The sequence below is a fragment of the Nocardioides islandensis genome, from assembly GCF_015352455.1.
Classification (GTDB): domain Bacteria; phylum Actinomycetota; class Actinomycetes; order Propionibacteriales; family Nocardioidaceae; genus Nocardioides; species Nocardioides islandensis.
On record NZ_JADKPN010000001.1, the window covers coordinates 47,813 to 72,504 of the forward strand.

Sequence of the window (24,692 nt, forward strand, 5' to 3'; positions counted from 1 at the left end):
TCCGCGCGCTACCCCAACCCCGCCTCCCGGGCCCGCAGGGCGGCAGCGGTGCGGTCCGGGACCTGGAGCTTGGCCAGCACCTGGGAGACGTGGTTGCGGACGGTCTTCTCCGACATGCCGAGGCGACGGGCGATCTCGTGGTTGCGGGCACCGGTGGCGAGCACCTCCAGCACCTCGAGCTCGCGCGGGGTGAGGTCGGGGAACGCGCGTTCGGCGGCCGACGACTCGCTGCGACCGGCGTAGAAGGAGACGATCCGGCGGGCGACGGAGGCGCCGTACACGGCCTCGCCACTGGCCACGGAGTGCACGGCACGCAGGATCTCCTCCCCGTCCGAGCCCTTGACGAGGTAGCCCAGGGCCCCCGCACGCAGCGCGGTGAACACGTGCTCGTCGTCCTCGTGCATGGTCAGCACCAGCACGGGCAGGGCCGGTCGCAGCTCGAGCAGCCGGCGGGTGGCGGCGACGCCGTCGAGCGAGGGCATCGAGAGGTCCGTGATCACCACGTCCGGTTCGTGCTCCAGGACGGCCGAGACCAGCGCCTCGCCGTCGCCGACCGACGCCACCACGTCGACGGAGTCGGCCTGGTCGAGGACGGCGGACAGCCCGTAGCGGTACATCGGGTGGTCGTCGGCCAGCACGAGGCGCAGCGTCATGGCGCGCTCACCGCCGCGCCGGCCAGAGGCAGTACGGCGTCGACGGACGTACCTCGCGGGCTCGCCGGGCCGACCGTGACGCTTCCGCCGAGGTCCGAGGCGCGCCGGCGCATCGACTCCAGTCCGTGCCCGTGGCGGTCGCTGCCGTTCGGCCCCTGACCGTCGTCCACGACGGCGATGCGCAGGTGGCCGTCGGCGCGGGCGAGCGTGACGGCGCAGTGGCGGGCTCCCGCGTGCCGGGCCACGTTCGTCAACGACTCCGCGACGATCCGGAAGGCTGCCTCCTCGACGGCGGGGCTGAGGTCCGGGAGCGGCTCGGCCCGGAGCTCGAACGTCGGGCCGCCTGACGCGCCCATCCCGAGAGATCGTGCGGTGTCGCGCACCGCGCCGGACAGGTCGTGGAGGTCGAGCGCCCCGGGTCGCAGCCCGTCGAGGACCCGCCGTACCTCCCGCACGGCCGCTGCCGCCTCCTCGCGCGTCCGCAGCAACAGGGGCGCGACCGCCGCCGGGTCCGACTCGAGCGCGCCGGACGCCGCCTCGAGCCCCAGGGCGATGCCGGACAGGGACGGCCCCAGGCCGTCGTGCAGGTCGCGCCGCAGGCGGTCGCGCTCGCTCGACGTGGCCGCCGCGACCCGGGTCCGCTCGTGCTCCAGCTCGCGGGTCAGCGCCTGCGAGCGCACCACGACCGCGAGGTGCGGCGCCAGCACGCTCGCCATCCGCAGGTCGGGTTCGGTGACCCGCAGCCCGCCCGGTCGCGGCCCGATGGTCAGGGTGCCGAGGTCGGCGCCGGCGTGCCGCAGGGGCAGCACGGCGGTCCCGTCCGCCTGCTGGCCGACGACCGCGAGCCGGTGCCCGTCCGGGCCGTCGACCTCGGCGTACGACGAGCCGGTGGCGGACGCGACCGCTTCCAGCATCGAGGCCACCGGGTCCTCGTGGGCGGCCTCGAGTCCCGAGCCGACCCGGTCGACCACGCCGAGCGGGTCCGCCGGTCGGCCGCGCACGAAGCGGTCCACCAGCACGCGCAGCCGGCTCGCCACCGGGATGACGAGCACCGCGACCACCGCCGAGGACAGCAGCAGTGGCAGCGGGCCGTCGGGCGTCAACCGGGCCAGCATGGTGGTCAGACCCCCGACGACCAGGGCGACGAGCAGGGTGAGCGGGACGTACAGGAGCGTGCGGCGCAGCACGACTTCGATGCCGAGCAGGCGGTAGCGGAGCACGCCGACGGTGACCGCCACGGGCACCAGGGAGTACGACAGCGCGAAGAGCCAGCGGCTGGACACGAAGACCGTCGCGATCATGGCCACCACCACGGCCAGCAGCCACAGCAGCTGCTGGCGCTCCGGGCTCACCGCACGGACGACCCGGACCAGCGTTCCCACCAGGACGCTGATCGCAGCGGCGCCGAGCAGGACGACGACGGGGATCCCCACGACGTACCCGAGCCAGCCGGGCAGCTGCCACGGCATCCGGGCGAAGGACACGGTGTCGTCCACCGCCCCGCCCACGGCGACGAAGACCACCGCGGCCACGATCCCCGTGACCGCGATCCGTACGTGCCAGCGCCAGTAGCGTCCCTGTGCGCGCCCCGTCGGGTAGAGCGCCGGCAGGACGAGGGCCGGCAGCATCAAGGAGGGGAACCAGGTGTACGACGCGACCCAGGCGCCCGCGAGCCCCCACGGCAGGGACCCGTCCGGGTCCGTCAGGGCCCGGGTGCCATAGGCGTCGGCCGCGACGTTGGTGACCTGCAAGAGCCCGGAGACGAGCAGCAGCCAGCCGATCACGTTGCGCGGCCGCACGTGCACGAGGACGGCGCCGGACACCACGAAGGCAGGGACGACGACAGCGACCAGCCACCCGGGCGGCTCCCCGACCACTCCCGGTCGCTCGTAGACGCCGCCCGAGATCGAGAACGGCACGCTCACCAGCTCGGCGAGGGCCAGCGCGGCCAGCGCCCAGCCACCGAGGCGCAGCGTCCGAGGGTCGGGCATGGCAGCAGTGTGGACCGCTCGGGGCGTGGTGTCCCGGGTCCGGCGTCCCGGGCCGCCCGGGCAGATCTCCCGGCCCCGGTGCGATCGCCGGCCGATGTGGGCGCGGCCGGTCACTGGTGCCCTGGGTGGACCACGTCACCACGACCGAGAGGATCACCATGACCGCCATCTCCCAGACCCGACCGGGAAGCCGCGAGCTGCCCCGACCGCTGCCGGCCGCCCTGACCGGGGCCGCGCTCTTCGCCGCCACGATGACCGCCGGCGAGGTCTTCGACCTCAACGCCGACCCGGGCGGGTCCTCGTCCACGAGCTGGGGCGATGTCGCCGCGTACGCCGGCATCGTGCTCGCCGCCGTCGCGCTGGCCACCTGGCTGGGCACCCGCGCCCGGTCGGCCGACCCGGACCGGATGGCGCGCTACGCGCTCGGCCTGGCCCTGGCCTCGGCCGCCACGTTCGTCGTGTTCTGGAGCGGCTGGCCGCACGTGCTGGGCGCCGTGGCCGTCACGACCGCGCTCGAGCACCGGCGCCGCGTCGGCGGGTTCGGTGCGATGACCGGGGTCGCCGCGCTCCTCGGCGCCCTGGCCCTGGTCGCCTCCGCCGTCATCTGTGTCGTCGGCTGAGGTGGCCACGATGAGGTTCGTCCGCACGCTGGCCACCGTCGGGCTGCTGGGCCTCGGCGGCGGACTCACCGCCCCTGCCGTGGCCGCCGGAGCCGTGCGCGTCTCGGTGCCCGAGGTCTTCGACGGCAGCGAGCAGAGCGCGACGAGATGAGCTGCGACTAGGTCGTCACAGCAGGTGCACCACCACGTGGTCGCCCTCGAACTCGTGCAGCAGCGCCGCGTCGTTGGGAGCCAGCTCGGACCCGCCGCCCATCACGACGACGGCCTCTACGCCGCGGGAGCCCGAGGAGTAGGCCATCGCGACGCAGACCCCGAGGGCGGAGACGTGCAGCGAGGGCATGTCGACCGCGGCGGCGGCGTACGTGCGGCCGTCGAGGTCGCGGATCGCCGCCGCCTCGGCCGCGCCCGTGCGCGCCAGCGTGGCGCGGGCGAGGACGACGAGCTTGGCGTCCTCAGGGGACAGCTCACCCGTCGCGTCAGTCATCCGGGGTCTCCTCGGGGGCGGGTACGGCGCTGACCAGCACCGTTTCGATGCGGTTGCGGCGCCCGGTGGCCTGCTCGGCCTCGAAGCGCAGCCCGTGTGCCTCGACCGACGAGCCGGGGATCGGAACCTTGCCGAGGTGCTTGGCCATCAGGCCGAGGACCGAGTCGACGTCCTCCTCCTCGACGTCGACGCCGAAGAGCTCGTCGAGGTCGTCGATGGGGTAACGGGACGAGACCCGCACGACGTCGTCGGGGAGGCGCTCGACGTCGACCTGCTCGGGGTCGTACTCGTCGGTGATCTCGCCGACGATCTCCTCCAGCAGGTCCTCGATGGTGACCAGGCCGGCGGTGCCGCCGTACTCGTCCACGACGACCGCGATGTGCTGCCGGTTGGCCTGCATCTCCGAGAGCAGGGCGTCCACGCGCTTGGAGTCGGGCACGAAGAACGCCGGCCGCGCGATCTCGTCGACGCGCTGGGTGAACTCCACGTCCGGGGCCTCGAAGTCCCGGCGGACGACGTCCTTGAGGTAGGCCATGCCGACGACGTCGTCGAGGTTCTCGTCGACGACCGGCACACGGGAGAACCCGCTGCGGAGGAACAGCGACATCGTCTGGCGCAGGTTCTTGTAGCGCTCGATGTAGACGACGTCACCGCGCGGCACCATCACCTCGCGGACGATGGTGTCGCCGAACTCGAAGACCGAGTGGATCATCCTCCGCTCGCCGGACTCGATGACCGCCGACGCCTCGGCCAGGTCGACCAGCTCCCGCAGCTCGGTCTCGGTCGAGAACGGGCCCTCGCGGAAGCCACGGCCCGGCGTGATCGCGTTGCCGACGAGGATCAGCAGCCGCGGGATCGGGCCGAGCACGGAGGTGATCGACGAGATCGGCCCGGCCGTCGCGAGGGCGACCCGCTGGGCGTGCTGGCGGCCGAGAGTACGAGGGGCGACGCCGACGACCACGAACGAGACCAGCGTCATCACGCCGATCGAGGTGGCCAGCGAGGGCCAGAACGCGCCGTCGTAGGCGTCGCGCACGAGCTGGGTGACGATCACGATGGCCGCGATCTCGCAGAGCAGGCGCATGAGCAGGGCGGTGTTGAGGTACCGCGGGGCGTCGTCGAGCAGCACGACCAGCCGCCGGGCACCGGGCCGCCCCTCGGCGACCAGCTCCTGGGCTCGGGCGCGGCTGAACGCCGCCAGCGCGGCGTCGGCGGCCGAGAAGACGCCGGCCAGGACGACGCACGCCGCCGCGGTCAGCAGCAGCCAGATGTCAGCACTCGTCATGGCGTCAGGGCGTCGGGCGTGATCGCCATTGGGCGAGGAGGTCGTCCTGCAGCCCGAACATGACCTGGTGGTCCTCGGGCTCCGCGTGGTCGTACCCCAGCAGGTGCAGGATCCCGTGCACGGTCAGCAGCTCGAGCTCGGCCTCCTTGCCGTGGCCCGCAGCCTCCCCCTGCTGCTCCGCGATCGCGGGGCAGAGCACCAGGTCGCCGAGGACGCCCTCCTCGGGCTCCTCGTTGACGAGACCCGGCCGCAGCTCGTCCATCGGGAAGGCGAGCACGTCGGTCGGCCCCTCCTTCTCCATCCACTGCTCGTTGAGCTCGGCGATGGTCGACTCGTCGACGGCCTTGATGCACAGCTCGGCCTGCGGGTGGACGCGCATGACGTCCAGCACGAACCGGCTGAGCCGGGCGAGCTCGCGCACGTCGAGGTCGTGCCCGGACTCGTCGAGCACCTCGATGCTCATGAGCGCGTCGTCCTGGTCCATCTGGCGGCCCCTCTGCCGGTCCCTCTGCCGGGGTTCACCGGCGCTGGTCGCGGTGGTCGCGCTGCTCCCGCTGGACCGCCACCTCGTTGCGGGCGTCGAACTCGTCGTACGCCGCCACGATCTTGCCGACCAGCCGGTGCCGCACGACGTCGTGGGCGTTGAGCCGCTGGAAGGAGACGTCCTCGATGCCGTCGAGGATCCCCTCGACGACCTTGAGGCCGGACTTCACGCCTCCAGGGAGGTCGACCTGGGTGACGTCGCCGGTCACCACGATCCTCGAGCCGAAGCCGAGCCGGGTGAGGAACATCTTCATCTGCTCCGGCGAGGTGTTCTGGGCCTCGTCGAGCACGATGAACGAGTCGTTCAGGGTGTTGTGCGTGACGAGGAAGTCATCGGTGACGTAGAGAGAGTCCTCGGCGGCCACTTGGATGCACAGCGTGTCCTGCTGCCCGACGTAGTCGATCCGCTCGACGAATCTCGTCGGCCGCCCGCCACCCGGCTGGCCATAGCGCTCCGCCTTGCGGGAGAGGCGGAATGGACGCAGACCCTCCGGCAGCCTGATGTCCAGGACGAAGGCGTCCGAGTTGTAGCCAACTTCCCGCCCGTTCGCCAGGCCCGGCCTACGCCCGCCAGCCAGACGCGTGCGCGAATACGCGACCCCACCCAGCGACCTGACCAGCCAGATGACGTCGTCACGCAGCCGAGGCGAGGTCGTCGTGTACTGGATGCGACACGTGCGGCCACGCTGAGTCACCGGACCACCGTCGGTGTCGAGCAGGCCTTGGAGCAACCACAGGCGTACCCAGGCCGAGTTGTGCTTGAAGACGTCCGGCACGAACTTCGTGCCAGACCGAGTTCCCGCGAGACCGAGCTCGCGCAGGATGACGGTGACGGGGTTCGCGATACGCAGCCCTCCGCGTCCACCGTTGCGATGGCGCAACACGTAGTCGACTCCACCGCGATGGGCGACCTCGATGCCTGGAAGTCGCTCCTCCAGGGCAAGGGCGAGCTCGGCGTCGTTCGTGGCGAAAGACGGAGTCGTGCTGGTCGTCAGGCAGCCGTCACCAAGGAGCAGACCCAGGGCGTAGGGGTCCATCGGCACCGGCTGCGGCTCCAGCTCGGCTGGTTCCAGCAAGGGCAGCTCGAACCGCCGAGCGTGCCCGCGACGGAGGTTGCCGATCATCTCGCGCGTCTCAAGGGTTCGGACCTTGCCGGCGCGCTTGTCCTCGGGCGTGCGAACCGTCCACAGGTGTTCACCGCAGCACAAGGTTGTCGCGCCGTCCTGGGCTGTCACCCGGTACACGTCCTTGCTTCCCTGCGGGTAGACCCCGAGGACGGGCGTCGGCAGTCCGTTGGAGCCGATGACCAGGTCTCCCACGGCGACAGCACCGATCGGTTGGAAGCCCTCGGGTGTCAGCACCTTCGCGTCGTACGGCTGGGCGCGACCGCGCATGTAGGCGAGCGGCGCGACCTCGATGGTGCCGGCCGCCAGCAGCTTGGGGATCGACTCGGGGTCGATCATGTCGTGCAGCGCGTCGTAGAGCGGGCGAAGGTAGGGGTCGATCTTCTCGCTGAGCGTGCCGGGCAGGAACCCGAGCCGCTCGCCGGCCTCGACCGCGGGCCGGGTGAGGATGATCCGGTTGACCTTCTTGGCCTGCAGGGCCTGCACGGCCTTGGCCATCGCGAGGTACGTCTTGCCCGTGCCGGCCGGGCCGATGCCGAACGTGATCGTGTGCTTGTCGATCGAGTCGACGTACCGCTTCTGGTTCAGGGTCTTCGGGCGGATCGACCGGCCCCGGTTGCTGAGGATGTTGAGGCTCAGCACGTCGGCGGGCCGCTCGGTCGTCTCGGCGCGCAGCATGTGCAGCACCCGCTCGACGGTCTCGACGGTGACGCCCTGGCCGGTGCGGATGATCGTGACGAGCTCGTCGAGGAGCCGTTCCGCGAGGGCGATCTCACCGGGCTCGCCGGTGAGCGTGATCTGGTTGCCGCGCACGTGCACGTCGGCGTTGAACGCCTTCTCGAGGAGTGCGAGGTGCTCGTCGCCGGGACCCAGCAGGCTGACCATGTTGATGCTGTTCGGGACGACGACCACGTGCTTGGTGCCTGCGGTCTTCTCGACCTGGTTCGGTTCGTCGTCCACGCGCTGGTGGCTGTCGGTCATGGATGCCCGGGCGGGCGGCCTCTCTCGTCGGCGATGGGAAGAGGTTCCATGCTACGGGAGCGCTCGCGACGGCCCCACCCGTTTGGCCGCCGGGCCGGCTCCCGGCCGATGAGCGGCGCGGACCCATGATTACTTGATTACCTTGGGACCATGACCGATCCGACACTGGTCGAGTGGGCCGGTGGCCCCGACGCCTTCCGCCGACTGATCGACGCCTTCTACGACCGGGTCGAGCGCGACGACCTGCTGGCACCGCTGTTCCCGGGCGGCGTGTCCGAGGACCACCGCGCCCACGTGACGCTGTGGTGGGTCGAGGTGATGGGCGGCGCCCCGCGCTACACCGAGGACCGGGGCGGGTACGCCACCATGCTCGCCCACCACCGGGACCTGGGCATCACCGCCGACCAGCGGTTCCGGTTCGCCTCGCTGATGAGCCTGGCCGCCGACGACGCGGGTCTGCCGGACGACCCCGAGTTCCGCGCCGCGTTCGTCGGGTACGTCGAGTGGGGCACCCGCCTGGCCCTCCACAACTCCCAGCCCGGCGCCGAGGTCGCGGAGGACGCCCCGGTGCCGCGGTGGGGCTGGGGCGTCGCGCCGCCGTACCAGCCGTAGCGAGAGTCCCGGACGTCAGGGACGCGTGACCGTCAGGATCCCGAGGCACATCTCGTCGGTGGTGCCCTCGCCCCACACGACGTACTTGTCCGGGACCCCCTGGAACGCCGGCAGCTTGTCGCGCAGCCACTGGACGTGCTTGCAGGTCACGCGGACGACGTCGCCGAAGTCGACGTGGACGGGCTGGATGGGCTTGCTGGCCTGGTTGTCGAAGTCCCAGACGGGGATGTCCAGGATCGTCTTGGCCTCCGGGGTCCCCGGGTTCACCTCGATCGTGATGGACCTGCCCAGGAGGTGCATGTGGCCGGCCACCCCACGGATCGTGGTCGGCTCGGCGATGTGGCGGTCGCAGGAGGTGGTGTTGCTGGGCTTCGGCTCACCGCCGCACAGGAAGTACAGGGCGTTGTTGGTGTTGCCGGCGCCACCGAAGCGCTGGATGACGTCGGCGATGGAGGCGTCGCGGTCGCAGAGCGGCCCGTCGGCGTACTTCGCGCGGCACGGCATCTCGACCGGCGCCGGCAGGAGCATCGTCTCCAGCGGCGTGACGTCAGCGGTGCCGGGCAGGTACCGCAGCACGGTGGCGGAGGTGTCGGGCGAGGTGCCGGCCAGCAGGTTGTAGTGGACCTGCATGACGATCCGGCTCCCGGGCGCGAGCGGCTTGCCGAACCCCCGGGCGCTCATCGACTCCGTGCCGCCCGGCGCCCAGGCGCCCAGCCACGGCGCACTGTCGAGCCCGAAGTCGTCGTCGCGCAGCCCGCTGCCGCCGAAGCACGTCCAGCCCTCGCCCGGCGTCGCGTCGTCGAGCCCCTGCGCGTCGTCGACCTTGTCCGGCGGGACGCTGAACAGGATGACGTGGTGCACCACGCCGGGGTTGCCCGGCTGCACCGACGTCCCGGTCAGAAACACCTTCTTCGACAGGTGAGGATCGAGCAGGAAGCAGCGGTAGTCGTCGGTGCCGGTGCCGTTGGGGGCCGACGGGGTGTACGCCGCGGGCATGGCCAGGGTCATGCGCTTCTCACCCGCGCGCAGCGGTTGCAGCTTCACCGGCTTCGAGGCGTGCGCGTGGTCGGCCCCGTCGGTCGCCGAGTCGGAGGCGCTGGGCGCCGACGTCGTCGAGGGCGCCGGCACGCTCGGCCCGTCCGCCTCGCTGCCGCCGCCCGACCCGCAGGCCGCGAGCAGCAGCGCGAGGACGGCCGCCGCCCCGAACAACGGAGCCGCGGCCGTGCGCCTCATCCGGGTGGCCACGTCATCGTCCTTCCGCCCAGCACGTGCAGGTGGGTGTGGAAGACAGTCTGACCGGCGTCCGCGCCGGTGTTGAAAACCAGCCGGTACTCGTCCAGACCATCGGTCCTCGCCACGTCGCGGGCCACCCGCACCAGGTCGGCGACGGTGGCGGGCTCGGCGTCGGCCAGGGACGCCACGTCGGCGTGGTGGCTGAGCGGCACCACGAGCGCGTGCGTGGGCGCCTGCGGGCTGACGTCGCGGAAGGCGACCGCCGTGTCCGTCCGCGCCACGACGTCGGCCGGGATCTCGCCCGCGACGATCCGGCAGAACAGGCAGTCCGGGTCGGTGGAAGCCATGAGCCATCCTCACACGGCGTGTAAACCCCCGGAGGAGGTCGTGCGTCGGTCTAGCGTGACTGTTCATGCGATGGCGGGTGCGGTGAGCCCGGCCCCCGCGTGGCACGAGGCCGACGCCGACGGCGCGGTCGAGCAGCTGTACGCCGCCCACTGGCGCTCGCTGGTACGTCTCAGCTACCTGCTCGTCCGCGACCTGGGGACCGCCGAGGAGGTCGTCCAGGACGCCTTCGTCGCCGTGCACGGCCGCTGGAACGGCATCCGCGACCCTCAGAGCGCCCTGGCGTACTTGCGCCGCGCCGTCGTCAACGGCTCCCGCTCCCGCCTGCGCCACCTGAAGGTCGTGCGGACCCACGCGGAGCGGCAGCCGGTGCCGGATGCCGTCCGCGGCGCCGACGAGGCGGTGCTCGAGTCCGCCCGCCGGGCGTCCGTGCTGGAGGCGCTCGCCCGGCTCCCCCGCCGCCAGCGCGAGGTGATCGCCCTGCGCTACTACGTCGACCTGTCCGAGGCCGAGATCGCCGAGACCCTCGGCATCAGCCGCGGGGCGGTGAAGAGCCACGCCTCGCGCGGCGCCGCTTCGCTGCGCGAGGCACTGGCCCATCACCTGACCGACCCAGGGGAGGCACTCCATGACTGACGACCCGCGCCTCGACCCGCACTTCGACGCCCGGCTCTCGGAGCTGATCTCCGACGCCGCCGACGGCGTCGAGCCCCGCGAGGGCCTCACCGCCATCCGATCCCGGACCCGCCCCGACCCCAAGGAGACCCCTATGAGCAGGAACAGCTCGCGCAACTGGCTCTACGCCGTCAGCGGGGCGATGGTCGGCACCGCCGCCGTGATCATCGCCATCGCCGTCGTCTCGCAGCTCAACGACGACAACGGCTCGACCCCCACGGCCTCCCAGAGCCAGACCCAGCAGTCCACGCCGACGCCGAGCGAGTCGGCCAGCGACACCCCCACGTCGTCGGGCCCCTCGGAGTCGACCGGCACGCCGATCGAGGCCGCCGTCCCCGTGTACTTCGCCGGCGACGGGCCGCGCGGCACGGTGCTGTTCCGCGAGTTCCAGCCGGGCATCGGCATGGACCCGGTGGCCCAGGCGGCGCAGGCCGCGGTGGCCGGCCCGGCCCGCGACCCCGACTACCGGACGCTCTGGCCCAGCGGGACGCAGGCGACCGCGTCGTACGACGGTGACGTGATCACCGTCGACCTCTCGGGCGACCTGCACGACCGGCCGGCCGGGATGTCCAAGAAGGACGCGAACCTGGCCATCCAGCAGCTGGTGTACTCCGTGCAGGGTGCGGCACAGGCCCGCGCCGGGGTGCAGCTGCTGCTCGGCGGGCAGCACACCGACCAGGTCCTCGGCCAGCCCGCGTCCGAGCCGATCACCAACGACGAGGCCACCAAGGTGCTCTCGCTGATGAGCATCACGTCGCCCGAGGAGGGCGAGAAGGTGTCCGGCTCGTTCGGTGCCGACGGCGTCAACAACGCCTTCGAGGCGACGTTCACCTGGGAGGTGCGCGACTCGACGGGCAAGGTCGTCAAGAACGGCTTCGGCACCGCCGACGGCTGCTGTGAGGTCGGCAAGCTCTTCCCCTGGAAGGCCGAGATCGACCTCTCCGGCGTGGCGCCCGGCACCTACACCTTCGTCGCGATGAACGACGACCCGTCGGGCGGCGAGGGCGGCGGCCCCGACGTCGACACCCGGACGATCGTGGTCGAGTAGGCGGATGGTCCCGCGGATACCCGGCAAGCCACGGGTCCGTCAGCGCGCCTGGTGGCTCACGTTCGGCGGATCGGTGGTCCTCGCCGTCCTGCTGGTGGCGCTGGCGGCGTACCTGGGTCGGTAGTGGTGGCCACTAGGTTCGGCGGCGTGGAGCTCTCGGCGCGGACCCTGAACCGCACGCTGCTGGCGCGCCAGCACCTGCTGGCACGGACCACCTCGACGGTCCCGGAGGCGGTCGAGCACCTCGTCGGGCTGCAGGCACAGGACCCCCTCCCGCCGTACCTCGGCCTCGCCGCCCGCCTCGAGGGCTTCGACCCGTACGACGTCACGCGTGGCCTCGAGGACCGCTCGCTCGTCCGGTTCCTGACGATGCGCAGCACCGTGCACCTGCTCGTCGCCGACGACGCGCTGGCGTTGCGGCAGTTCACCCGGCCGATCCACGAGCAGGAGCGGAAGGTCAGCCAGAACACCAGGGCGGCCCTGCACCTGGACCCCGACGAGTTCTCGGCCGCGGTCGGCGCGGCACTGGCCGGCGGCCCGCTCCCGATGAAGCGGCTCGGCGAGGTGCTCACCGAGACCTTCCCCGACGTGCCTCCCAACGCCCTGGCCCACCTGGCGCGGGTCAACGAGCCCATCGCCCAGCTGCCGCCGCGCGGCTGCTGGAAGCAGTCCGGCGGCGTGGTCTACGACCGGGTGGACACCTGGGTCGGCCGGCCGCTCGTGGAGCCGGACGTGGCGACGATCGTGCGCCGGTACCTCGCGGCGTACGGCCCCGCCTCCGCCGCCGACGTGACCGCCTGGTCCGGCGTGCGCGGCATGCCGGCCGTGCTCGCCGGCATGGACGACCTGGTGCCGCACACCGACGCGAGCGGCAAGAAGCTGTTCGACGTGCCCTTCGGTGTCATCGAGCCCGAGGAGTCGCCGGCACCGGTGCGGCTGCTCGGGCTCTACGACAACGTCTGGCTCTCCCACGCCGGCCGCGACCGGGTGACCGCCCCGGAGAAGCGCAAGCGCTGGATGGGCGTCAACGGCGGGCTGTGCTCCACGGTCTTCGTGGACGGCTGGCTCGAGGGGCTGTGGCGGGTCGAGGACGGTCGGCCGGTCGTCGTCGAGCTGTTCCGCGACCTCACCAGGGCCGAGCGGGCCGGTCTCGACGAGGAGCTCGACCGGGTCACCGACCTGCTGGCCCGCTAGCGGTAGCCCCAGCGCCCGGTCCGGGCGAGCAGCGCAGCCACGGCCGCCACGCCGGCGGTCGAGGTCCGCAGCACCTCGGGACCGAGACGTACGGCGTGGGCGCCGGCCGCCTCGAACGCCGCGACCTCCTCGTCGCTCAGCCCGCCCTCGGGTCCGACGACCACGAGCAGCGAGCCGGAGGGCTCGACACCCGAGAGTGGGGAGGTCGCCTCCTCGTGCAGCACCACGGCACGGTCGGCCGCCTCGACCAGGCCGACCACGTCGGCGGTGCCGGCCGGCTCGGTGACCTCGGCGAACCACGCACGTCGCGCCTGCTTCGACGCCTCCCGGGCCGTGGACCGCCAGCGGGCCAGCGCCTTCGTGCCGCGCTCGCCCTTCCAGACCGCCACGGAGCGCGACGCCGCCCACGGCACGATCCGCGCGACGCCGATCTCGGTCAGCACCTCGACCGCCAGCTCGCCGCGGTCGCCCTTGGGGATGGCCTGCACCACCGTCACCGTCGGGACCGGCTCGGGTACGTCGGAGACCGACGCCGCGGTCACCGCGAACACCCGCTTCCCCGTGGACGCCACCGGCCCCGTGACCGACCTGCCGCGGCCGTCGGTCAGCACGACGGACTCGCCGACCCGCAGCCGGCGTACGGCGACGGCGTGGTGCGCCTCGTCACCGGTGACCTCGACCGTCCCGCCCTCCACCGCGTCGGCCAGGGACTCGACCCAGTGGACGGGCAGGCTCATCGAGGCGGACTCAGAGCCCGTTGAAGACGTCGCGCAGCCGGCCGAACATGCCGCGGTTCTCCTCGCGGATGAGCCCGGTCGGCTTCTCCTCGTGGCGGATGGAGGCCAGCTCGCGGAGCAGCTCCTCCTGCCGCGGGTCGAGCTTGGTCGGCGTCTCGACGAGCACGGTGACGACGAGGTCCCCCCGACCGGCGCGCAGGCCGGGCACGCCCCGGCCGCGCAAGGTCTGCGTGGACCCGGACTGGGTGCCGGGCCGGATCTCGAGCTCGAACGACGTCTCCACCCCGGACTCGCTCTCGCCGTCCTTGCGCTCGACCAGGTCGGCCTCGAGCGTGGGCAGCGTCAGCGTCGTGCCGAGCGCGGCGGCGGTCATCGGGATCGCGACGGTCGTGTGGAGGTCGGTCCCCTGCCGGCTGAAGGTCGGGTGCGGGGCGACGTGGATCTCGACGTACAGGTCGCCGGCCGGCCCACCACCCGGACCGACCTCGCCCTGCTCGGCGAGCTGGACGCGCGTGCCGGTGTCCACACCGGCCGGGATCTTCACCGTCAGCGTGCGACGCGAGCGGACGCGGCCGTCGCCCGAGCACTCGCGGCACGGGTCGGGGATGACCGTGCCGTAGCCGCGGCAGGCGGCGCAGGGCCGCAAGGTACGGATCTCGCCGAGGAAGGACCGCTGGACGTGGGCGACCTCACCCGCGCCGTGGCAGGTCTCGCAAATGACCGGCTGCGAGCCGGGCGCCGTCCCTTCCCCGTGACACGTCGTGCACACCACCGCGGTGTCGACCTTGAGCTCGCGCGCGACGCCGAACGCCGCCTCGGCCAGGTCGATCTCCAGGCGGATCAGTGCGTCCTGGCCGCGCCGGGTGCGCGGCCGCGGCCCGCGCTGGGCGCCGCCCGGCCCGCCCGCCGTACCGCCGAAGAACGCGTCCATGATGTCGGTGAAGGAGAACCCGGGGCCCTGGCCGAAGCCCGCGCCCATGCCGCCGAAGACGTCGCCGCCGCGGTCGTACGCCGCGCGCTTCTGGGGGTCGGACAAGATCTCGTAGGCCCGGCTGATCTCCTTGAAGCGCTCCTGGGTCTGCGGGTCGGGGTTCACGTCGGGGTGGAGCTGACGCGCCAGCCGGCGGTAGGCCTTCTTGATCGCGTCGGCGTCCGCGTCGCGCGTCACGCCGAGCAGCTCGTAGGGGTCGTGGCTCACGGAGGTTCAGTCCTTCTCTCTCACGCCTCGTCGAGGATGCGCGAGACGTAGCGGGCGACGGCGCGCACGGCGACCATCGTCCCGGGGTAGTCCATGCGGGTCGGGCCGACGATGCCCAGGCTGGCCAGTGCCTCGTCCCCCGGCCCGTAGCCGGTCGAGACGACGCTGGTCGACGCGAGCTCCTCGTAGGGCCCCTCGTGGCCGATGCGCACCATCACCCCACCGGAGTGCGCCTCGCCGAGCAGCTTGAGCAGCACGACGTGCTCCTCGAGGGCCTCGAGCAGGGGACGTACGTCGACGTCGAACGAGTCGCCGTACCGCGCGAGGTTCGCCGTGCCGCCCACGACGACCCGCTCGTCGGAGCGGTGGTCCGACATCGCGTCGACGAGGGTCGCCACGACCGGGGACAGCGCCGCGCCGCCCTGGTCGACGCCGCGCAGCGCGGTCAGCGCCGCGGCGATGGTCTCGCCGATCACGGCGCGGTGGACGGCGGTGCGGATGTCGGCCAGGTCGTCGTCGCTGATCGGCTGCTCGAGCTCGACCAGCCGCTGCTCGACCCGTCCGGTCGAGAGGATCAGCACGACCAGGACGCGGTTCGGGGCCAGCGCGACCAGCTCGACGTGGCGGACCGTGGAGCGGGAGAGCGTGGGGTACTGCACGACCGCGACCTGCCGGGTCAGCTGCGAGAGCAGCCGGACCGAGCGGTGCACGACGTCGTCGAGGTCGACGGCGCCGTCGAGGAACGTCGCGATGGCGCGCTTCTCGGCCACCGTCATCGGCTTCAGCGTGGTCAGCCGGTCCACGAACAGGCGGTAGCCCTTGTCGGTCGGGATCCGCCCGGCGCTGGTGTGCGGCTGGGTGATGAACCCCTCCTCCTCCAGCGCCGCCATGTCGTTGCGCACCGTGGCCGGCGAGACGCCGAGCGAGTGCCGCTCCACGAGGGCCTTCGAGCCGACCGGCTCCTGGGTGGCCACGTAGTCCTCGACGATCGCGCGGAGGACGGCGAGCCTGCGGTCGTCCTGCACCGGCTCCCCTTCCTCTTGGCACTCGTCTGTGGTGAGTGCCAAGCCTACTAGGCTCCTCGGGATGGCCGGATTCTCTGAAGTCGCCGACCGAGTCTGGGTCGCCCGCTACCCGTGGCTCGACGTCAACGTCTCGATGGTGGCGGGAGACACCGGTCTGCTGGTCCTCGACACGCAGGCCTCCGCCGAGCTCGCCCGCGAGGTGGTGGCCGACCTGCGCAGGGTCAGCGCGCAGCCCGTGCTGTACGCCGTGAACAGCCACGAGCACTGGGACCACACCTTCGGCAACGGCGTGCTGCAGGCCGAGGGCGCCGAGCTGGTGTGCCACGAGACCACCGCGGAGACCCTGCCGGAGCACGCCGCCGACGTACGCCGCCAGGCCGCGGAGGAGGACGACCCGCGGTACGCCGCGGTGGCGGCCACCGAGATCGTGGTCCCCGAGCGCACGTTCTCCTCGGCCATCTCCCTGGACCTCGGCGACCGGTTCGTCGAGCTCGTCCACCCCGGCCGCGGCCACACCGCCGGCGACCTGGTCGTGCGCGTCCCCGACGCCGACGTGGTGCTGGCCGGCGACCTGGTCGAGGAGGGCAACCCGCCCGGGTTCGGAGACGACTGCTTCCCGATGGAGTGGCCGCTGACCCTGGACACCGTCCTGAGCCTGACGACCTCCTCGAGCGTCGTGGTCCCCGGTCACGGCGCCGTCGTCGACCGCGAGTACGTCGAGCAGCAGCGCAACGAGATCGGCATCGTCGCCGAGACCATCCGCGACCTGGCCACCCGCGGCGTCCCCGTCGCCGACGCCCTCGCGGCTGCCGACTGGCCCTACGACCCGCGTGCCCTGACCCGCGCCGTGACCCGCGGGTACGAGCAGCTCCCTCGCGCCCAGAAGCGGTTGCCGCTCGTCTGAGGGTGTGGGGGGTCGGGATACCCGCTCGAGCGGGTATCCCTGACGTTCGGCGTCGTTGCAACGACGCCGAAGCGTCAGGAACGACGCCGAAGTTCGGCCCCGAGGGGTGTGGCCCGTACCTCCCCACGAGCGGTAGACCCGGACCCATGACCGAGACCCCCGACAGCGACTACACCAACGTCTCCGTGCCCGACGAGGAGCTGCCGGAAGACCTCCAGCCCGGCGAGGACAACCCGCTGGCCGAGCCCGTGGCCGACGACGCGGAGCGGCAGGACATGGGCGACCCGCACATCGACGGCCTGGACCGCGACGACGACGGCGAGCCGGTCGCGCCCGACACCGACGCCAGCGAGGACGCCCACCACGGCGAGGACTCCGACGCGGACGCCCCCGGCGCGTCCTGACCGCCCAACCGGCAGCGCGCTCCTAGCGTTGACCGGTGACTTCCCCCACGCACGACCGCTACGGCGCAGACGTCCTCCGGACCGACTGGCGCGCGCCGAAGAACGGCCGCGCCGCGCCCGCCGCAGCCGAGCTCGGCGCGGTGGTCGAGGAGGTGATGACCGACTTCGTCGGCGCGATCGTCGCGGTCGACCGGGACCTCGACACGCTGACCCTGGAGGACCGTCGCGGCAAGCGGCGTACCTTCCCGCTCGGCCCCGGCTTCCTCCTCGAGGGCCGGCCGGTCATCCTCACGCCTCCGGTCCGCCAGGGACCGGCCAGGCCGACGCGTACCGCGTCCGGGTCGGTGGCCGTGCACGGCGCGCGGGCCCGGGTCGCCCGGGCCAGCCGGATCTTCGTCGAGGGCCGCCACGACGCCGAGCTGGTCGAGAAGGTCTGGGGAGACGACCTGCGGATCGAGGGCGTGGTGGTCGAGTACCTCGCCGGCGTCGACGACCTGGCGGGTCACCTGCGCGACTTCGGGCCGGGCCCTCGGCGACGCGTCGGCGTGCTCGTCGACCACCTGGTCGCCGGCTCGAAGGAGAGCCGGATCGCCGACTCCGTACGCCGCTCCCCCGTGGGCGAGCACGTGGTGGTGGTGGGTCACCCGTTCATCGACGTCTGGGCCGCCGTGAAGCCCGAGCGGCTCGGCCTCGAGCGCTGGCCGGACGTACCTCGCGACGAGGAGTGGAAGAAGGGCGTCTGCCGCCGCCTCGGCTGGCCGCACCAGACGCAGGAGGACACCGCGCGCGCCTGGAAGCACATCCTCGGCCGGGTGACCTCGTACGCCGACCTCGAGCCCGCCCTCCTCGGCCGCGTCGAGGAGCTCATCGACTTCGTCACCGCGTGACGCGTCACGAGACCCGGCACCCGACCAGGGACGGGGTAGGGACTTTCGTCAGGGGTACGTCAGGGCCTTTCCCGATCCCGCTGGACGTCGTACGCGTCTAACGTCGTGGGTAACCACTCACGAAGGAAGAAAGCATGATGACCGAGACCCCCGCCTACTCCTACCCGCACCAGGAGCAGGTCAGCCAGACCGACCGCAACTGGGCGGCCGCCTCGCACTGGGGCACGCTCGTCGCCGCGTGGCTCGCGATGGGCTTCCTGGCCCCGCTGGCCATCATGTTCACGGTCGGCCAGCAGTCGGCGTTCGTCCGCCGGCACGCGGTCGAGTCGCTGAACTTCCAGATCTCGCTGCTGATCTACGGCGCCGGCGCGGTCCTCTTCTCGATCCTGACCATCGGGCTCGGCCTCCTGGTCGTGATCCCGCTCGGCCTGGTGTTCCTCGTGGCGGCGCTGGTCTTCCTGATCCAGGGCTCGATCAAGGCCGCCAACGGCGAGGAGTACCGCTACCCGCTGACGCTGCGCTTCGTCAGCTGACCGCCTCAGGGCAGCAGGTCCCTGACCACGGCGTCGGCGAGCAGCCGGCCCTCGATGGTGAGCACCAGCCGCTCGTGCCCCACCCTCTCCAGCAGTCCCCGGTCCATCAGGCCGGGGACTGCTGCACGTCCGGTGGCGTCCAGGGCGTTGACCGGCAGCCCGTCCACGAGGCGCAGCTCGAGCAGGACCCGCTCCACCCGGCGCGTCTCGTCGTCGAGCACCTCGCGGGCGTGCGCCGGACTGAGCCCCTGGGTGATGCGGTCGGCGTACGCCGCGGGGTGTTTGACGTTCCACCACCGCACTCCGCCGACGTGCGAGTGCGCGCCCGGGCCGACGCCCCACCAGTCTGCTCCGGTCCAGTAGCCCAGGTTGTGCATGCACCAGCCGCGGTGGTCGCGGGCCCAGTTGGACACCTCGTACCACTCCATGCCGGCCTTGCGCAGCCGCTCGTCGGCCAGCAGGTACTTGTCGGCCAGGTCGTCGTCGTCCGGCATCGGCAGCTCGCCGCGGGCGATCCGTCGGGCCAGTGCTGTGCCCTCCTCGACGATGAGGGAGTACGCCGAGATGTGGTCCGGCCCGCAGGCCAGCGCCGCCTCCAGCGAGCTCTCCCAGTCGGCCAGCGACTCCTCCGGCGTGCCGTAGATCAGGTCCAGGCTGACCTGCTCGAAGCCCGCCCCGCGCGCCCACTGGACCGCGGCCGGCACGCGCAGCGGGTCGTGGGTGCGGTCCAGGGTCCGCAGCACGTGAGGTAAGTCGGACTGCATGCCCAGCGAGATCCGCGTGAACCCGACCTGACGCAGCTCCTCGAGGTCCCAGACCGCCACGGAGTCGGGGTTGGCCTCGGTCGTCACCTCGACGTCGGGGGCCAGCCCGAACTCGCCGGCGATCGCGGCCAGCACGGACCCGAGCTCCCCCGGGCGCAGCAGGGTCGGCGTACCGCCGCCGAAGAAGACCGTCGAGACGGGGACGTCGACGTCGCCGAGCACGCGGCGCGCGAACCGGACCTCGTCGATCGCGGCCTCGGCGTACGTCGACCGGCTGGCCCCGCGCGCGTCCGCCGAACGTCCGAGGTCCTCGACGGTGTAGGTGTTGAAGTCGCAGTAGCCGCAGCGCACCGTGCAGAACGGCACGTGCACGTAGAACCCGAACGGCTGGTGGCCCAGACCCTGGAGGGCGTCCTCGGGGAGAGCGCCGTCGGCGGGCGCGGGGTCGCCCGGGGGCAGCGCGGACGGCATGCCGCCATTCTCCCAGGCGTGAGGTGACCGATTGCGCCTAGGGCGAACGGTGCGATCCCTGGGGTACGCGCGGACGTTCACTTTCTTCATGAACGACGCTCCCGAGCCCCTCGACGCCTACTCCCGGATCGTGGTCGGCGTCGCGGACACCCTGACGCCGCGTGTGGCGGCCCTGCGCATCCGTGGACGGCGCGGCGAGTCGGCCGGCTCGGCCGTGGTGCTGAGCAGCGAAGGTCACCTGGTCACCAACGCCCACGTGGTGGGCTCCGCCACCGCCGGGTCCGCGGAGTTCGCCGACGGCACCGAGGCCCGCTTCGAGGTCGTCGGAGCCGACCCGCTGTCCGACCTGGCCGTCGTACGTGCGGACCGTGAGGTCCCCAGCCCGCCCGAGTACGGCGACGCGGACACCCTCCGCGTCGGCTCGCTCGTCGTCGCCGTCGGCAACCCGCTCGGGCTGGCCGGCTCGGTGACGGCCGGCGTGGTCTCGGCCCTCGGCCGGTCGATGCCCGCCCGCGGCCGCACCACCGCCCGGATGATCGAGGACGTGATCCAGACCGACGCCGCGCTGAACCCCGGCAACTCCGGCGGCGCCCTGGCCGACTCGTCGGGCCGGGTGGTGGGCATCAACACCGCGGTCGCCGGCGTGGGCCTCGGCCTCGCCGTCCCGGTCAACGCCACGACGAACCGGATCATCTACCAGCTGATGCACGACGGCCGGGTCCGTCGCGCGTACCTCGGCCTCGTCTCCAGCCCCGCACCCCTGCCGCCGCCCTTCGCCGTGCGGACCGGGCAGAAGACCGCGCTGCGCGTCGTCGAGGTGATGGAGTCCTCCCCCGCCGCCGTCGCCGACCTCCACCGCGGCGACATGGTGCTCGCCGTGAACGGCACGCCGCTCGGCGACGCGGGCTCCCTGCAGCGCATCATGCTGGACGACGCCATCGGCGCCCGCATCGAGATCACCGTCCTCCGCAACGGCGCCCTGGTCGATGTGGTCGCCGAGCCGACGGAGCTGGTCGACTGAGGCTCAGAGGCCGTACGCCGTCCGGTGACGCGGTTGGTACAGCTGGACGTCATCGGCGCCGGGCACCCGGACCATGGCGACGATGCCGTAGCCGTGGTCGTCCGGGCCCGAGCTGAACTCGGCGCCCTTGGCGCGCAGGTCGGCCATCGTCGCGTCGAGGTCGTCGACGACGAAGCTGATCGCGTGGTGCCGCGGCGACGTCGTCCCGTCGCGCATCGGGCCGGTCGGGTGCACGCCCAGCTCACTCGGGCCGGTGCGGAAGATGAGCCAGTTGTGGTCGCCGGTGCCGGCGTCGACGTTCGCGAAGCCCAGCACGTCCCGGAAGAACGCCCGGGTGGCGTCGGCGTCGTCGGAGTACACGAGCGTGTGGCAGGCGAGGATCATGCCGCCAGCGTGGACCAGACTGTCCGGATGAGTCGACCCGACCCGGTGACCTCCGCGCGGAGCCTCGTGACGGCCCGCTTCCCGGACGCCGTCCAGGCCTGGCTGGCAGGGTCGGTGACGACCGGGACGGCCACGGAGACGTCCGACCTCGACATCACGGTGCTGCTGGCGGAGGGCGACGTGCACCGGGAGTCGTTGGAGCACGAGGGCTGGCCGGTCGAGCTGTTCGTGCACGTGGAGTCGTCGATCCGGCACTTAGTGGCCCAGGACCTCGGGCGCCGCAGGCCCACGATGGCCCGTCTGGTGGCCCTGGGCGTCCCGCTGGTGGACGGTGAGGGTGGGGCGGACATCCGCCGGCACTGCGAGCAGGTGCTGGCGGACGGCCCGGGCCCGCTGGCACCCGAGGCGATGGAGTACGCCCGGTACGCGCTGACCGACCTGCTCGACGACCTGCGCGGCGGCGGGCCGGCCGAGGTGGTCGGCGCCGTCGCGGTCGAGGTCTGGCGCGAGACGGCAGACCTGCTGCTGGCCGCACACCATCGCTGGTCCGGGAGTGGCAAGTGGCTGGTCCGCGAGCTCGCGGCGCTCGACCTGGCCGAGCACACGGCGTACGCCGCGGTGCTGCACGACGCCCTGCACTCGGCCCTCTCCGGCGACCACGCGCCGCTGCAGGACCAGGCCGACGCCGTGTTGGGCCTGGTCGGCGGCCCGCTGTGGGCGGGGTACCGCGCGGAGGCCCGGCTCTAGACCGGAACATTGAGCGTCGCGACGTACCCGTCCTCGACCGAGCCGGTCAGCTTCGCCATCTGGAGCGAGTACCCGTCGGAGAACACCATGTCGCTGTCCAGGCTCACGCCGGCCAGGTTGGACACGCTGGCTTCGTAGCCCTCGGTGGCGTAGACGCTCTCGCAGACGTCCTGCGGGAGCGCGAGCTGGGAGGTGCGCAGCTTGCCGGTGCCCTGGGTGGCGGAGTCGAGCGACTCGTAGACCTCGAAGTGCATGTGCGGCCACCGGCCGCTGTAGCAGGCCGGGAAGATCGTGGTGAAGCTCAGCGTGCCGTCGTCGGCGGCCTCCTGGACGCCGCGCAGGTAGTTCTCGTTCGCGGCCGCATCGGAGTAGAGCGAGTAGTTGCCGTCGCGGTCGCAGTGCCACAGGTAGATCGCCGCACCCGCCAGGGGGGTCGCGTCGTCGCCGTTGAGGTCGTAGACCGTGAGGTTCACCGTCACCGGCACGCCCTCGGCCACCCCGCTGGCGTCGCCGAAGGACGACCTGATGTCGGACCGTACGACGCCCGACTCGGTCAGCACGTCGGGCCCGTTGCTCCCGTCGGCGGGGTACGGGCCGCCGGTCTCCTCGGGGATCTCGCCCCCGCTGGTGTCGATGTCCGTGGTCGTCCCGGTGCCCGCGGACGTCGCCGACGAGGAGGACGAGGACGCCGACGCGCTCGCCGTCGAGGTGCTCGACGCGTCGTCCGCAGCGCACCCCGCCACCACGGCCACCCCCACGCCGCCGAACACGGTGAGCAGCCCGCGGCGCCCGAGGATCTTCGGCAGGTCGTGGGAGAGGCCGAGGTCGTGGTCCTCGAGCTCGTCGTGGTCGTGGTGATCGCTCATGCCGCCAGTGGACCCGGTGGGCCTGTGGAGTTGCTGTGCGGCCGCTGTGGTCTCGTGACGGGAGTTCGTCCCTCCCCGACCAGCGAAGGCTCAGGAGTAGAAGTCGTCGATGAGCTTCTTGTAGTTGTCCTCGACCACGTTGCGCTTGACCTTCATCGACGGGGTGAGCTCGCCGGACTCGACGGTGAGGTCGTGGTCGAGCAGCTCCCACTTCTTGATGGTCTCCCAGCGGTTGAGGTTCTTGTTCAGCTCGTCGACGTACCCGGCGACCATCTGGCGGCAGGCGTCGGACTTGACGATGGCCGCGTAGTCGCCGCTGACGCCGTTCTCGGCCGCCCAGCCCGGGAGGGCGTCGGGGTCAAGGGTGATCAGCGCGACGACGTAGTTGCGCTCGTTGCCGAAGACCATGAACTGGCTGGCGTAGGGGCAGATCGCCTTGAACTTGGCCTCGATCGCGGGTGGGGCGATGTACTTGCCGCCGGAGGTCTTGAAGAGCTCCTTGATGCGGCCGGTGATCCGGAGGTACCCGTCGGCGTCGAGGGCACCCTTGTCGCCGGTCTTGAGCCAGCCGTCCTCGGTCAGCGTCTTGGCGGTCTCCTCGGGGAGGTTGTGGTAGCCGTCCATCACGCCGGGGCCCTTGATCATCACCTCGTCGCCCTCGCCCAGCTTCACGTCGCTGGCCGGGAAGACCGGCCCGACGGTGCCGAAGCGGTAGTCGCGGGGCAGGTTCACGAACGAGCCGGCCGAGGACTCGGTCAGGCCGTACCCCTCGAGGATGACGATGCCGGCCGCGTTGAACCACTCCGCGATGTCGCGGTTGAGCGCCGCCGCGCCGGAGATGAAGAACCGCACCCGGCCGCCGAACCGGTCGCGGATCTTGGAGAAGACCAGCCGGTCGAACAGCGTGTGCTGCACCGACAGCAGCAGCGGCACGGACTTGCCGTCGCGCTTGAGCTGCTCGACCTGGAGGCCGACCTTGAAGGCCTGGTTGAAGATCTTCTCCTTGGCGCCGCCCTCGGCCGCCTGCATCGTCATGATCCGGCCGTGGGCCTTCTCGAAGATCCGCGGGGCGGCACCCATGAACGTCGGCTTCACGATCGCCAGGTTGTCGATGATCTTGTCCACGCGGCCGTCGATCGCGGCTGCGAACCCGCACGCCATCTGCGTGGACATCAGCACCTTGCCGAACGAGTGCGCCATCGGCAGCCAGCGGAACTCGACGTCGTCCTCGCTGAGGATGTCCTGCGCCCGGATCGCCTCCCCCTCGTAGACCCACGAGCTGTGCCGCAGCCGCACGCCCTTCGGCCGGCCCGTGGTGCCCGACGTGTAGATGAGCGTGGCCAGCTGGTCGGGCCGGATCGACTTGGCGGTGTCCTCGATGACGCCCGGGTGCTCGGCGAGGTAGGCGTCGCCCAGCTTCTCCAGGTCCGCCAGCCCGATGACCCAGTCGCCGTCCGCGGTCCCGTCGAACGTGATGACCTTCCGCAGCGCCGGGAGCTCGGCCTTGCGGGACGTCAGCTTGGCGATCTGCGCGTCGTCCTCGGCGAAGACGACCTGGCACTCCGAGTCACTGAGGATGTACGCCGTGTCGTCCTCGTTCGTGGACGGGTACACGGTCGTCGTGGCGGCGCCGGCGCACATGATGCCGAGGTCGGCGAGGATCCACTCGTACCTCGTGCCGGAGGCGATCCCGACCCGCTGCTCGGCCTGCACGCCGAGCGACAGCAGGCCGGCCGCGATGCGGCTGACGTCGTCCCCGGCCTGCTTCCAGGTGATCGACTTCCAGTCCTCGCCGACGGGGTACCGGAACGCCTCGCGCTGCGGCGACTTGGCCACCCGCTCGAGGAACTGCACGGCCACGTTGGCGGGCAGCGAGTCGATGAAGCTGGCGTCGATCGTGGTGGGCATGGAAGCTCCCTGCACTCAGTGGTCGGGCGGCAGGGGGCCGCCCCGGCGAACCGAT

General features: G+C 72.1%; 26 protein-coding genes and 3 pseudogenes. 12 read left to right on the forward strand and 17 right to left on the reverse strand.

Translation table 11 applies throughout. From position 1 onward, the window contains the following. Positions 1-8 precede the first annotated feature (8 nt). The gene (locus tag ISU07_RS00250; RefSeq protein WP_194704758.1) at positions 9-653 is read right to left on the reverse strand and encodes a response regulator; all 645 of its coding nucleotides are present in this window, start codon (positions 651-653) and stop codon (positions 9-11) included. Next, positions 650-2,644 carry a sensor histidine kinase gene (locus ISU07_RS00255; protein WP_194704759.1) on the reverse strand — a complete coding sequence of 665 codons (1,995 nt, stop codon included), beginning with the start codon at positions 2,642-2,644 and terminating at the stop codon, positions 650-652. Before ISU07_RS00255 ends, ISU07_RS00250 begins: the two co-directional genes overlap by 4 nt. A 158-nt stretch (positions 2,645-2,802) precedes the next feature. Between ISU07_RS00255 and ISU07_RS00260 the strand changes: the two genes are divergently transcribed. Then, positions 2,803-3,264: a hypothetical protein gene (locus tag ISU07_RS00260; RefSeq protein ID WP_194704760.1), complete on the forward strand. Its 462-nt coding sequence runs from the start codon at positions 2,803-2,805 to the stop codon at positions 3,262-3,264. A 10-nt stretch (positions 3,265-3,274) separates the two neighbouring features. Then, positions 3,275-3,415 (forward strand): hypothetical protein, encoded by a 141-nt coding sequence (locus tag ISU07_RS00265; RefSeq protein ID WP_194704761.1) that lies wholly within the window; start codon positions 3,275-3,277, stop codon positions 3,413-3,415. A gap of 15 nt (positions 3,416-3,430) precedes the next feature. On the opposite strand, the gene ISU07_RS00270 is transcribed toward ISU07_RS00265, so the two are convergent. The 6 genes and pseudogenes from ISU07_RS00270 to ISU07_RS23695 form a co-directional block, all read right to left on the reverse strand. Next, a complete protein-coding gene (locus tag ISU07_RS00270; protein WP_194704762.1) occupies positions 3,431-3,748 on the reverse strand; it encodes a cytidine deaminase in 318 nt (105 codons plus the stop codon). Further along, positions 3,741-5,033 carry a hemolysin family protein gene (locus ISU07_RS00275; RefSeq protein ID WP_194704763.1) on the reverse strand — a complete coding sequence of 431 codons (1,293 nt, stop codon included), beginning with the start codon at positions 5,031-5,033 and terminating at the stop codon, positions 3,741-3,743. The genes ISU07_RS00270 and ISU07_RS00275 overlap by 8 nt, the downstream gene beginning before the upstream one ends. A gap of 4 nt (positions 5,034-5,037) precedes the next feature. Further along, entirely contained in the window at positions 5,038-5,496 is a 459-nt protein-coding gene (gene ybeY / locus ISU07_RS00280; protein WP_194705658.1) for an rRNA maturation RNase YbeY, read from the reverse strand. Positions 5,497-5,551: 55 nt separating this feature from the next. Then, a pseudogene (locus tag ISU07_RS23685) lies at positions 5,552-5,887 on the reverse strand (PhoH family protein); the annotation flags it as partial. A 279-nt stretch (positions 5,888-6,166) separates the two neighbouring features. Continuing rightward, a pseudogene (locus tag ISU07_RS24600) lies at positions 6,167-6,970 on the reverse strand (LAGLIDADG family homing endonuclease); the annotation flags it as partial. After that, positions 6,959-7,585: pseudogene (locus tag ISU07_RS23695) on the reverse strand (PhoH family protein); the annotation flags it as partial. The pseudogenes ISU07_RS24600 and ISU07_RS23695, both read right to left, overlap by 12 nt. Positions 7,586-7,831: 246 nt before the next feature. Here ISU07_RS23695 and ISU07_RS00290 point away from each other — a divergent pair. Then, entirely contained in the window at positions 7,832-8,293 is a 462-nt protein-coding gene (locus tag ISU07_RS00290) for a group II truncated hemoglobin (protein ID WP_194704764.1), read from the forward strand. A 15-nt stretch (positions 8,294-8,308) separates the two neighbouring features. On the opposite strand, the gene ISU07_RS00295 is transcribed toward ISU07_RS00290, so the two are convergent. After that, a complete protein-coding gene (locus ISU07_RS00295; RefSeq protein WP_323742335.1) occupies positions 8,309-9,538 on the reverse strand; it encodes a hypothetical protein in 1,230 nt (409 codons plus the stop codon). Next, a complete protein-coding gene (locus ISU07_RS00300) occupies positions 9,523-9,873 on the reverse strand; it encodes a histidine triad nucleotide-binding protein (protein ID WP_194704765.1) in 351 nt (116 codons plus the stop codon). Before ISU07_RS00300 ends, ISU07_RS00295 begins: the two co-directional genes overlap by 16 nt. Before the next feature lie 82 nt (positions 9,874-9,955). Between ISU07_RS00300 and ISU07_RS00305 the strand changes: the two genes are divergently transcribed. From ISU07_RS00305 to ISU07_RS00315, 3 genes are all read left to right on the forward strand, one after another. Next, positions 9,956-10,507, forward strand: coding sequence for a SigE family RNA polymerase sigma factor (locus tag ISU07_RS00305; RefSeq protein ID WP_323742336.1), 552 nt, complete (start codon positions 9,956-9,958; stop codon positions 10,505-10,507). Continuing rightward, on the forward strand, positions 10,500-11,594 hold the full coding sequence (locus ISU07_RS00310; RefSeq protein ID WP_194704767.1) for a Gmad2 immunoglobulin-like domain-containing protein: 1,095 nt from the start codon (positions 10,500-10,502) through the stop codon (positions 11,592-11,594). Before ISU07_RS00305 ends, ISU07_RS00310 begins: the two co-directional genes overlap by 8 nt. A 147-nt stretch (positions 11,595-11,741) precedes the next feature. Then, complete coding sequence (locus ISU07_RS00315) at positions 11,742-12,788, forward strand: winged helix DNA-binding domain-containing protein (RefSeq protein WP_194704768.1); 1,047 nt, start codon at positions 11,742-11,744, stop codon at positions 12,786-12,788. Here ISU07_RS00315 and ISU07_RS00320 read toward each other — a convergent pair. The 3 genes from ISU07_RS00320 to hrcA are packed head-to-tail and all read right to left on the reverse strand — an operon-like array spanning position 12,785 to position 15,748. Continuing rightward, positions 12,785-13,525: a 16S rRNA (uracil(1498)-N(3))-methyltransferase gene (locus tag ISU07_RS00320; protein ID WP_194704769.1), complete on the reverse strand. Its 741-nt coding sequence runs from the start codon at positions 13,523-13,525 to the stop codon at positions 12,785-12,787. The genes ISU07_RS00315 and ISU07_RS00320 overlap by 4 nt on opposite strands. A 10-nt stretch (positions 13,526-13,535) precedes the next feature. Next, positions 13,536-14,723, reverse strand: coding sequence for a molecular chaperone DnaJ (gene dnaJ, locus ISU07_RS00325; protein ID WP_194704770.1), 1,188 nt, complete (start codon positions 14,721-14,723; stop codon positions 13,536-13,538). Positions 14,724-14,743: 20 nt separating this feature from the next. Continuing rightward, positions 14,744-15,748 carry a heat-inducible transcriptional repressor HrcA gene (gene hrcA / locus ISU07_RS00330; protein ID WP_194705661.1) on the reverse strand — a complete coding sequence of 335 codons (1,005 nt, stop codon included), beginning with the start codon at positions 15,746-15,748 and terminating at the stop codon, positions 14,744-14,746. Positions 15,749-15,809: 61 nt separating this feature from the next. Here hrcA and ISU07_RS00335 point away from each other — a divergent pair, with 61 nt between their 5' ends. The 4 genes from ISU07_RS00335 (at position 15,810) to ISU07_RS00350 (ending at position 18,476) form a co-directional block, all read left to right on the forward strand. Beyond that, positions 15,810-16,652 (forward strand): MBL fold metallo-hydrolase, encoded by an 843-nt coding sequence (locus ISU07_RS00335; RefSeq protein ID WP_194704771.1) that lies wholly within the window; start codon positions 15,810-15,812, stop codon positions 16,650-16,652. A 146-nt stretch (positions 16,653-16,798) separates the two neighbouring features. Continuing rightward, positions 16,799-17,056: a hypothetical protein gene (locus ISU07_RS00340; RefSeq protein ID WP_194704772.1), complete on the forward strand. Its 258-nt coding sequence runs from the start codon at positions 16,799-16,801 to the stop codon at positions 17,054-17,056. 35 nt (positions 17,057-17,091) lie between these two features. Further along, the gene (locus ISU07_RS00345) at positions 17,092-17,943 is read left to right on the forward strand and encodes a DUF3097 domain-containing protein (RefSeq protein ID WP_194704773.1); all 852 of its coding nucleotides are present in this window, start codon (positions 17,092-17,094) and stop codon (positions 17,941-17,943) included. A 137-nt stretch (positions 17,944-18,080) separates the two neighbouring features. Beyond that, complete coding sequence (locus ISU07_RS00350) at positions 18,081-18,476, forward strand: DUF4870 domain-containing protein (protein WP_194704774.1); 396 nt, start codon at positions 18,081-18,083, stop codon at positions 18,474-18,476. A 5-nt stretch (positions 18,477-18,481) separates the two neighbouring features. Here ISU07_RS00350 and hemW read toward each other — a convergent pair whose 3' ends face one another. After that, entirely contained in the window at positions 18,482-19,711 is a 1,230-nt protein-coding gene (hemW, locus tag ISU07_RS00355) for a radical SAM family heme chaperone HemW (RefSeq protein WP_194704775.1), read from the reverse strand. An 88-nt stretch (positions 19,712-19,799) separates the two neighbouring features. Here hemW and ISU07_RS00360 point away from each other — a divergent pair, with 88 nt between their 5' ends. Next, a complete protein-coding gene (locus ISU07_RS00360) occupies positions 19,800-20,732 on the forward strand; it encodes a S1C family serine protease (RefSeq protein WP_194704776.1) in 933 nt (310 codons plus the stop codon). A gap of 3 nt (positions 20,733-20,735) precedes the next feature. Here the strand turns inward: ISU07_RS00360 and ISU07_RS00365 are convergent, their stop codons facing one another. Next, positions 20,736-21,116 carry a VOC family protein gene (locus tag ISU07_RS00365; RefSeq protein WP_194704777.1) on the reverse strand — a complete coding sequence of 127 codons (381 nt, stop codon included), beginning with the start codon at positions 21,114-21,116 and terminating at the stop codon, positions 20,736-20,738. A gap of 27 nt (positions 21,117-21,143) precedes the next feature. Here ISU07_RS00365 and ISU07_RS00370 point away from each other — a divergent pair, with 27 nt between their 5' ends. Further along, on the forward strand, positions 21,144-21,863 hold the full coding sequence (locus tag ISU07_RS00370; protein WP_194704778.1) for a nucleotidyltransferase domain-containing protein: 720 nt from the start codon (positions 21,144-21,146) through the stop codon (positions 21,861-21,863). Here ISU07_RS00370 and ISU07_RS00375 read toward each other — a convergent pair. Both ISU07_RS00375 and ISU07_RS00380 read right to left on the reverse strand, forming a co-directional pair. Further along, positions 21,860-22,729, reverse strand: a complete 870-nt coding sequence (locus ISU07_RS00375) for an intradiol ring-cleavage dioxygenase (RefSeq protein WP_194704779.1) — start codon at positions 22,727-22,729, stop codon at positions 21,860-21,862. The two genes, ISU07_RS00370 and ISU07_RS00375, sit on opposite strands and share 4 nt — an antisense overlap. A gap of 90 nt (positions 22,730-22,819) precedes the next feature. Then, entirely contained in the window at positions 22,820-24,637 is a 1,818-nt protein-coding gene (locus tag ISU07_RS00380; protein WP_194704780.1) for an AMP-dependent synthetase/ligase, read from the reverse strand. Between the last annotated feature and the right edge of the window lie 55 nt (positions 24,638-24,692).

Excerpts from the sequence above, each read along its gene's own strand:
- ISU07_RS00375 (WP_194704779.1), bottom strand. The coding sequence starts at position 22,729 with ATGAGCGATCACCACGACCACGACGAGCTCGAGGACCACGACCTCGGC.
- ISU07_RS00270 (WP_194704762.1), bottom strand. The coding sequence starts at position 3,748 with ATGACTGACGCGACGGGTGAGCTGTCCCCTGAGGACGCCAAGCTCGTC.
- ISU07_RS00340 (WP_194704772.1), top strand. The coding sequence starts at position 16,799 with ATGACCGAGACCCCCGACAGCGACTACACCAACGTCTCCGTGCCCGAC.
- ISU07_RS00365 (WP_194704777.1), bottom strand. The coding sequence starts at position 21,116 with ATGATCCTCGCCTGCCACACGCTCGTGTACTCCGACGACGCCGACGCC.
- ISU07_RS00310 (WP_194704767.1), top strand. The coding sequence starts at position 10,500 with ATGACTGACGACCCGCGCCTCGACCCGCACTTCGACGCCCGGCTCTCG.
- ISU07_RS00255 (WP_194704759.1), bottom strand. The coding sequence starts at position 2,644 with ATGCCCGACCCTCGGACGCTGCGCCTCGGTGGCTGGGCGCTGGCCGCG.
- ISU07_RS00335 (WP_194704771.1), top strand. The coding sequence starts at position 15,810 with ATGGCCGGATTCTCTGAAGTCGCCGACCGAGTCTGGGTCGCCCGCTAC.
- ISU07_RS00250 (WP_194704758.1), bottom strand. The coding sequence starts at position 653 with ATGACGCTGCGCCTCGTGCTGGCCGACGACCACCCGATGTACCGCTAC.
- hemW (WP_194704775.1), bottom strand. The coding sequence starts at position 19,711 with ATGCCGTCCGCGCTGCCCCCGGGCGACCCCGCGCCCGCCGACGGCGCT.
- ISU07_RS00380 (WP_194704780.1), bottom strand. The coding sequence starts at position 24,637 with ATGCCCACCACGATCGACGCCAGCTTCATCGACTCGCTGCCCGCCAAC.
- ISU07_RS00300 (WP_194704765.1), bottom strand. The coding sequence starts at position 9,873 with ATGGCTTCCACCGACCCGGACTGCCTGTTCTGCCGGATCGTCGCGGGC.
- ISU07_RS00265 (WP_194704761.1), top strand. The coding sequence starts at position 3,275 with ATGAGGTTCGTCCGCACGCTGGCCACCGTCGGGCTGCTGGGCCTCGGC.
- ISU07_RS00350 (WP_194704774.1), top strand. The coding sequence starts at position 18,081 with ATGACCGAGACCCCCGCCTACTCCTACCCGCACCAGGAGCAGGTCAGC.
- ISU07_RS00290 (WP_194704764.1), top strand. The coding sequence starts at position 7,832 with ATGACCGATCCGACACTGGTCGAGTGGGCCGGTGGCCCCGACGCCTTC.
- ISU07_RS00320 (WP_194704769.1), bottom strand. The coding sequence starts at position 13,525 with ATGAGCCTGCCCGTCCACTGGGTCGAGTCCCTGGCCGACGCGGTGGAG.
- ISU07_RS00370 (WP_194704778.1), top strand. The coding sequence starts at position 21,144 with ATGAGTCGACCCGACCCGGTGACCTCCGCGCGGAGCCTCGTGACGGCC.
- ISU07_RS00260 (WP_194704760.1), top strand. The coding sequence starts at position 2,803 with ATGACCGCCATCTCCCAGACCCGACCGGGAAGCCGCGAGCTGCCCCGA.
- ybeY (WP_194705658.1), bottom strand. The coding sequence starts at position 5,496 with ATGAGCATCGAGGTGCTCGACGAGTCCGGGCACGACCTCGACGTGCGC.
- ISU07_RS00275 (WP_194704763.1), bottom strand. The coding sequence starts at position 5,033 with ATGACGAGTGCTGACATCTGGCTGCTGCTGACCGCGGCGGCGTGCGTC.
- ISU07_RS00360 (WP_194704776.1), top strand. The coding sequence starts at position 19,800 with ATGAACGACGCTCCCGAGCCCCTCGACGCCTACTCCCGGATCGTGGTC.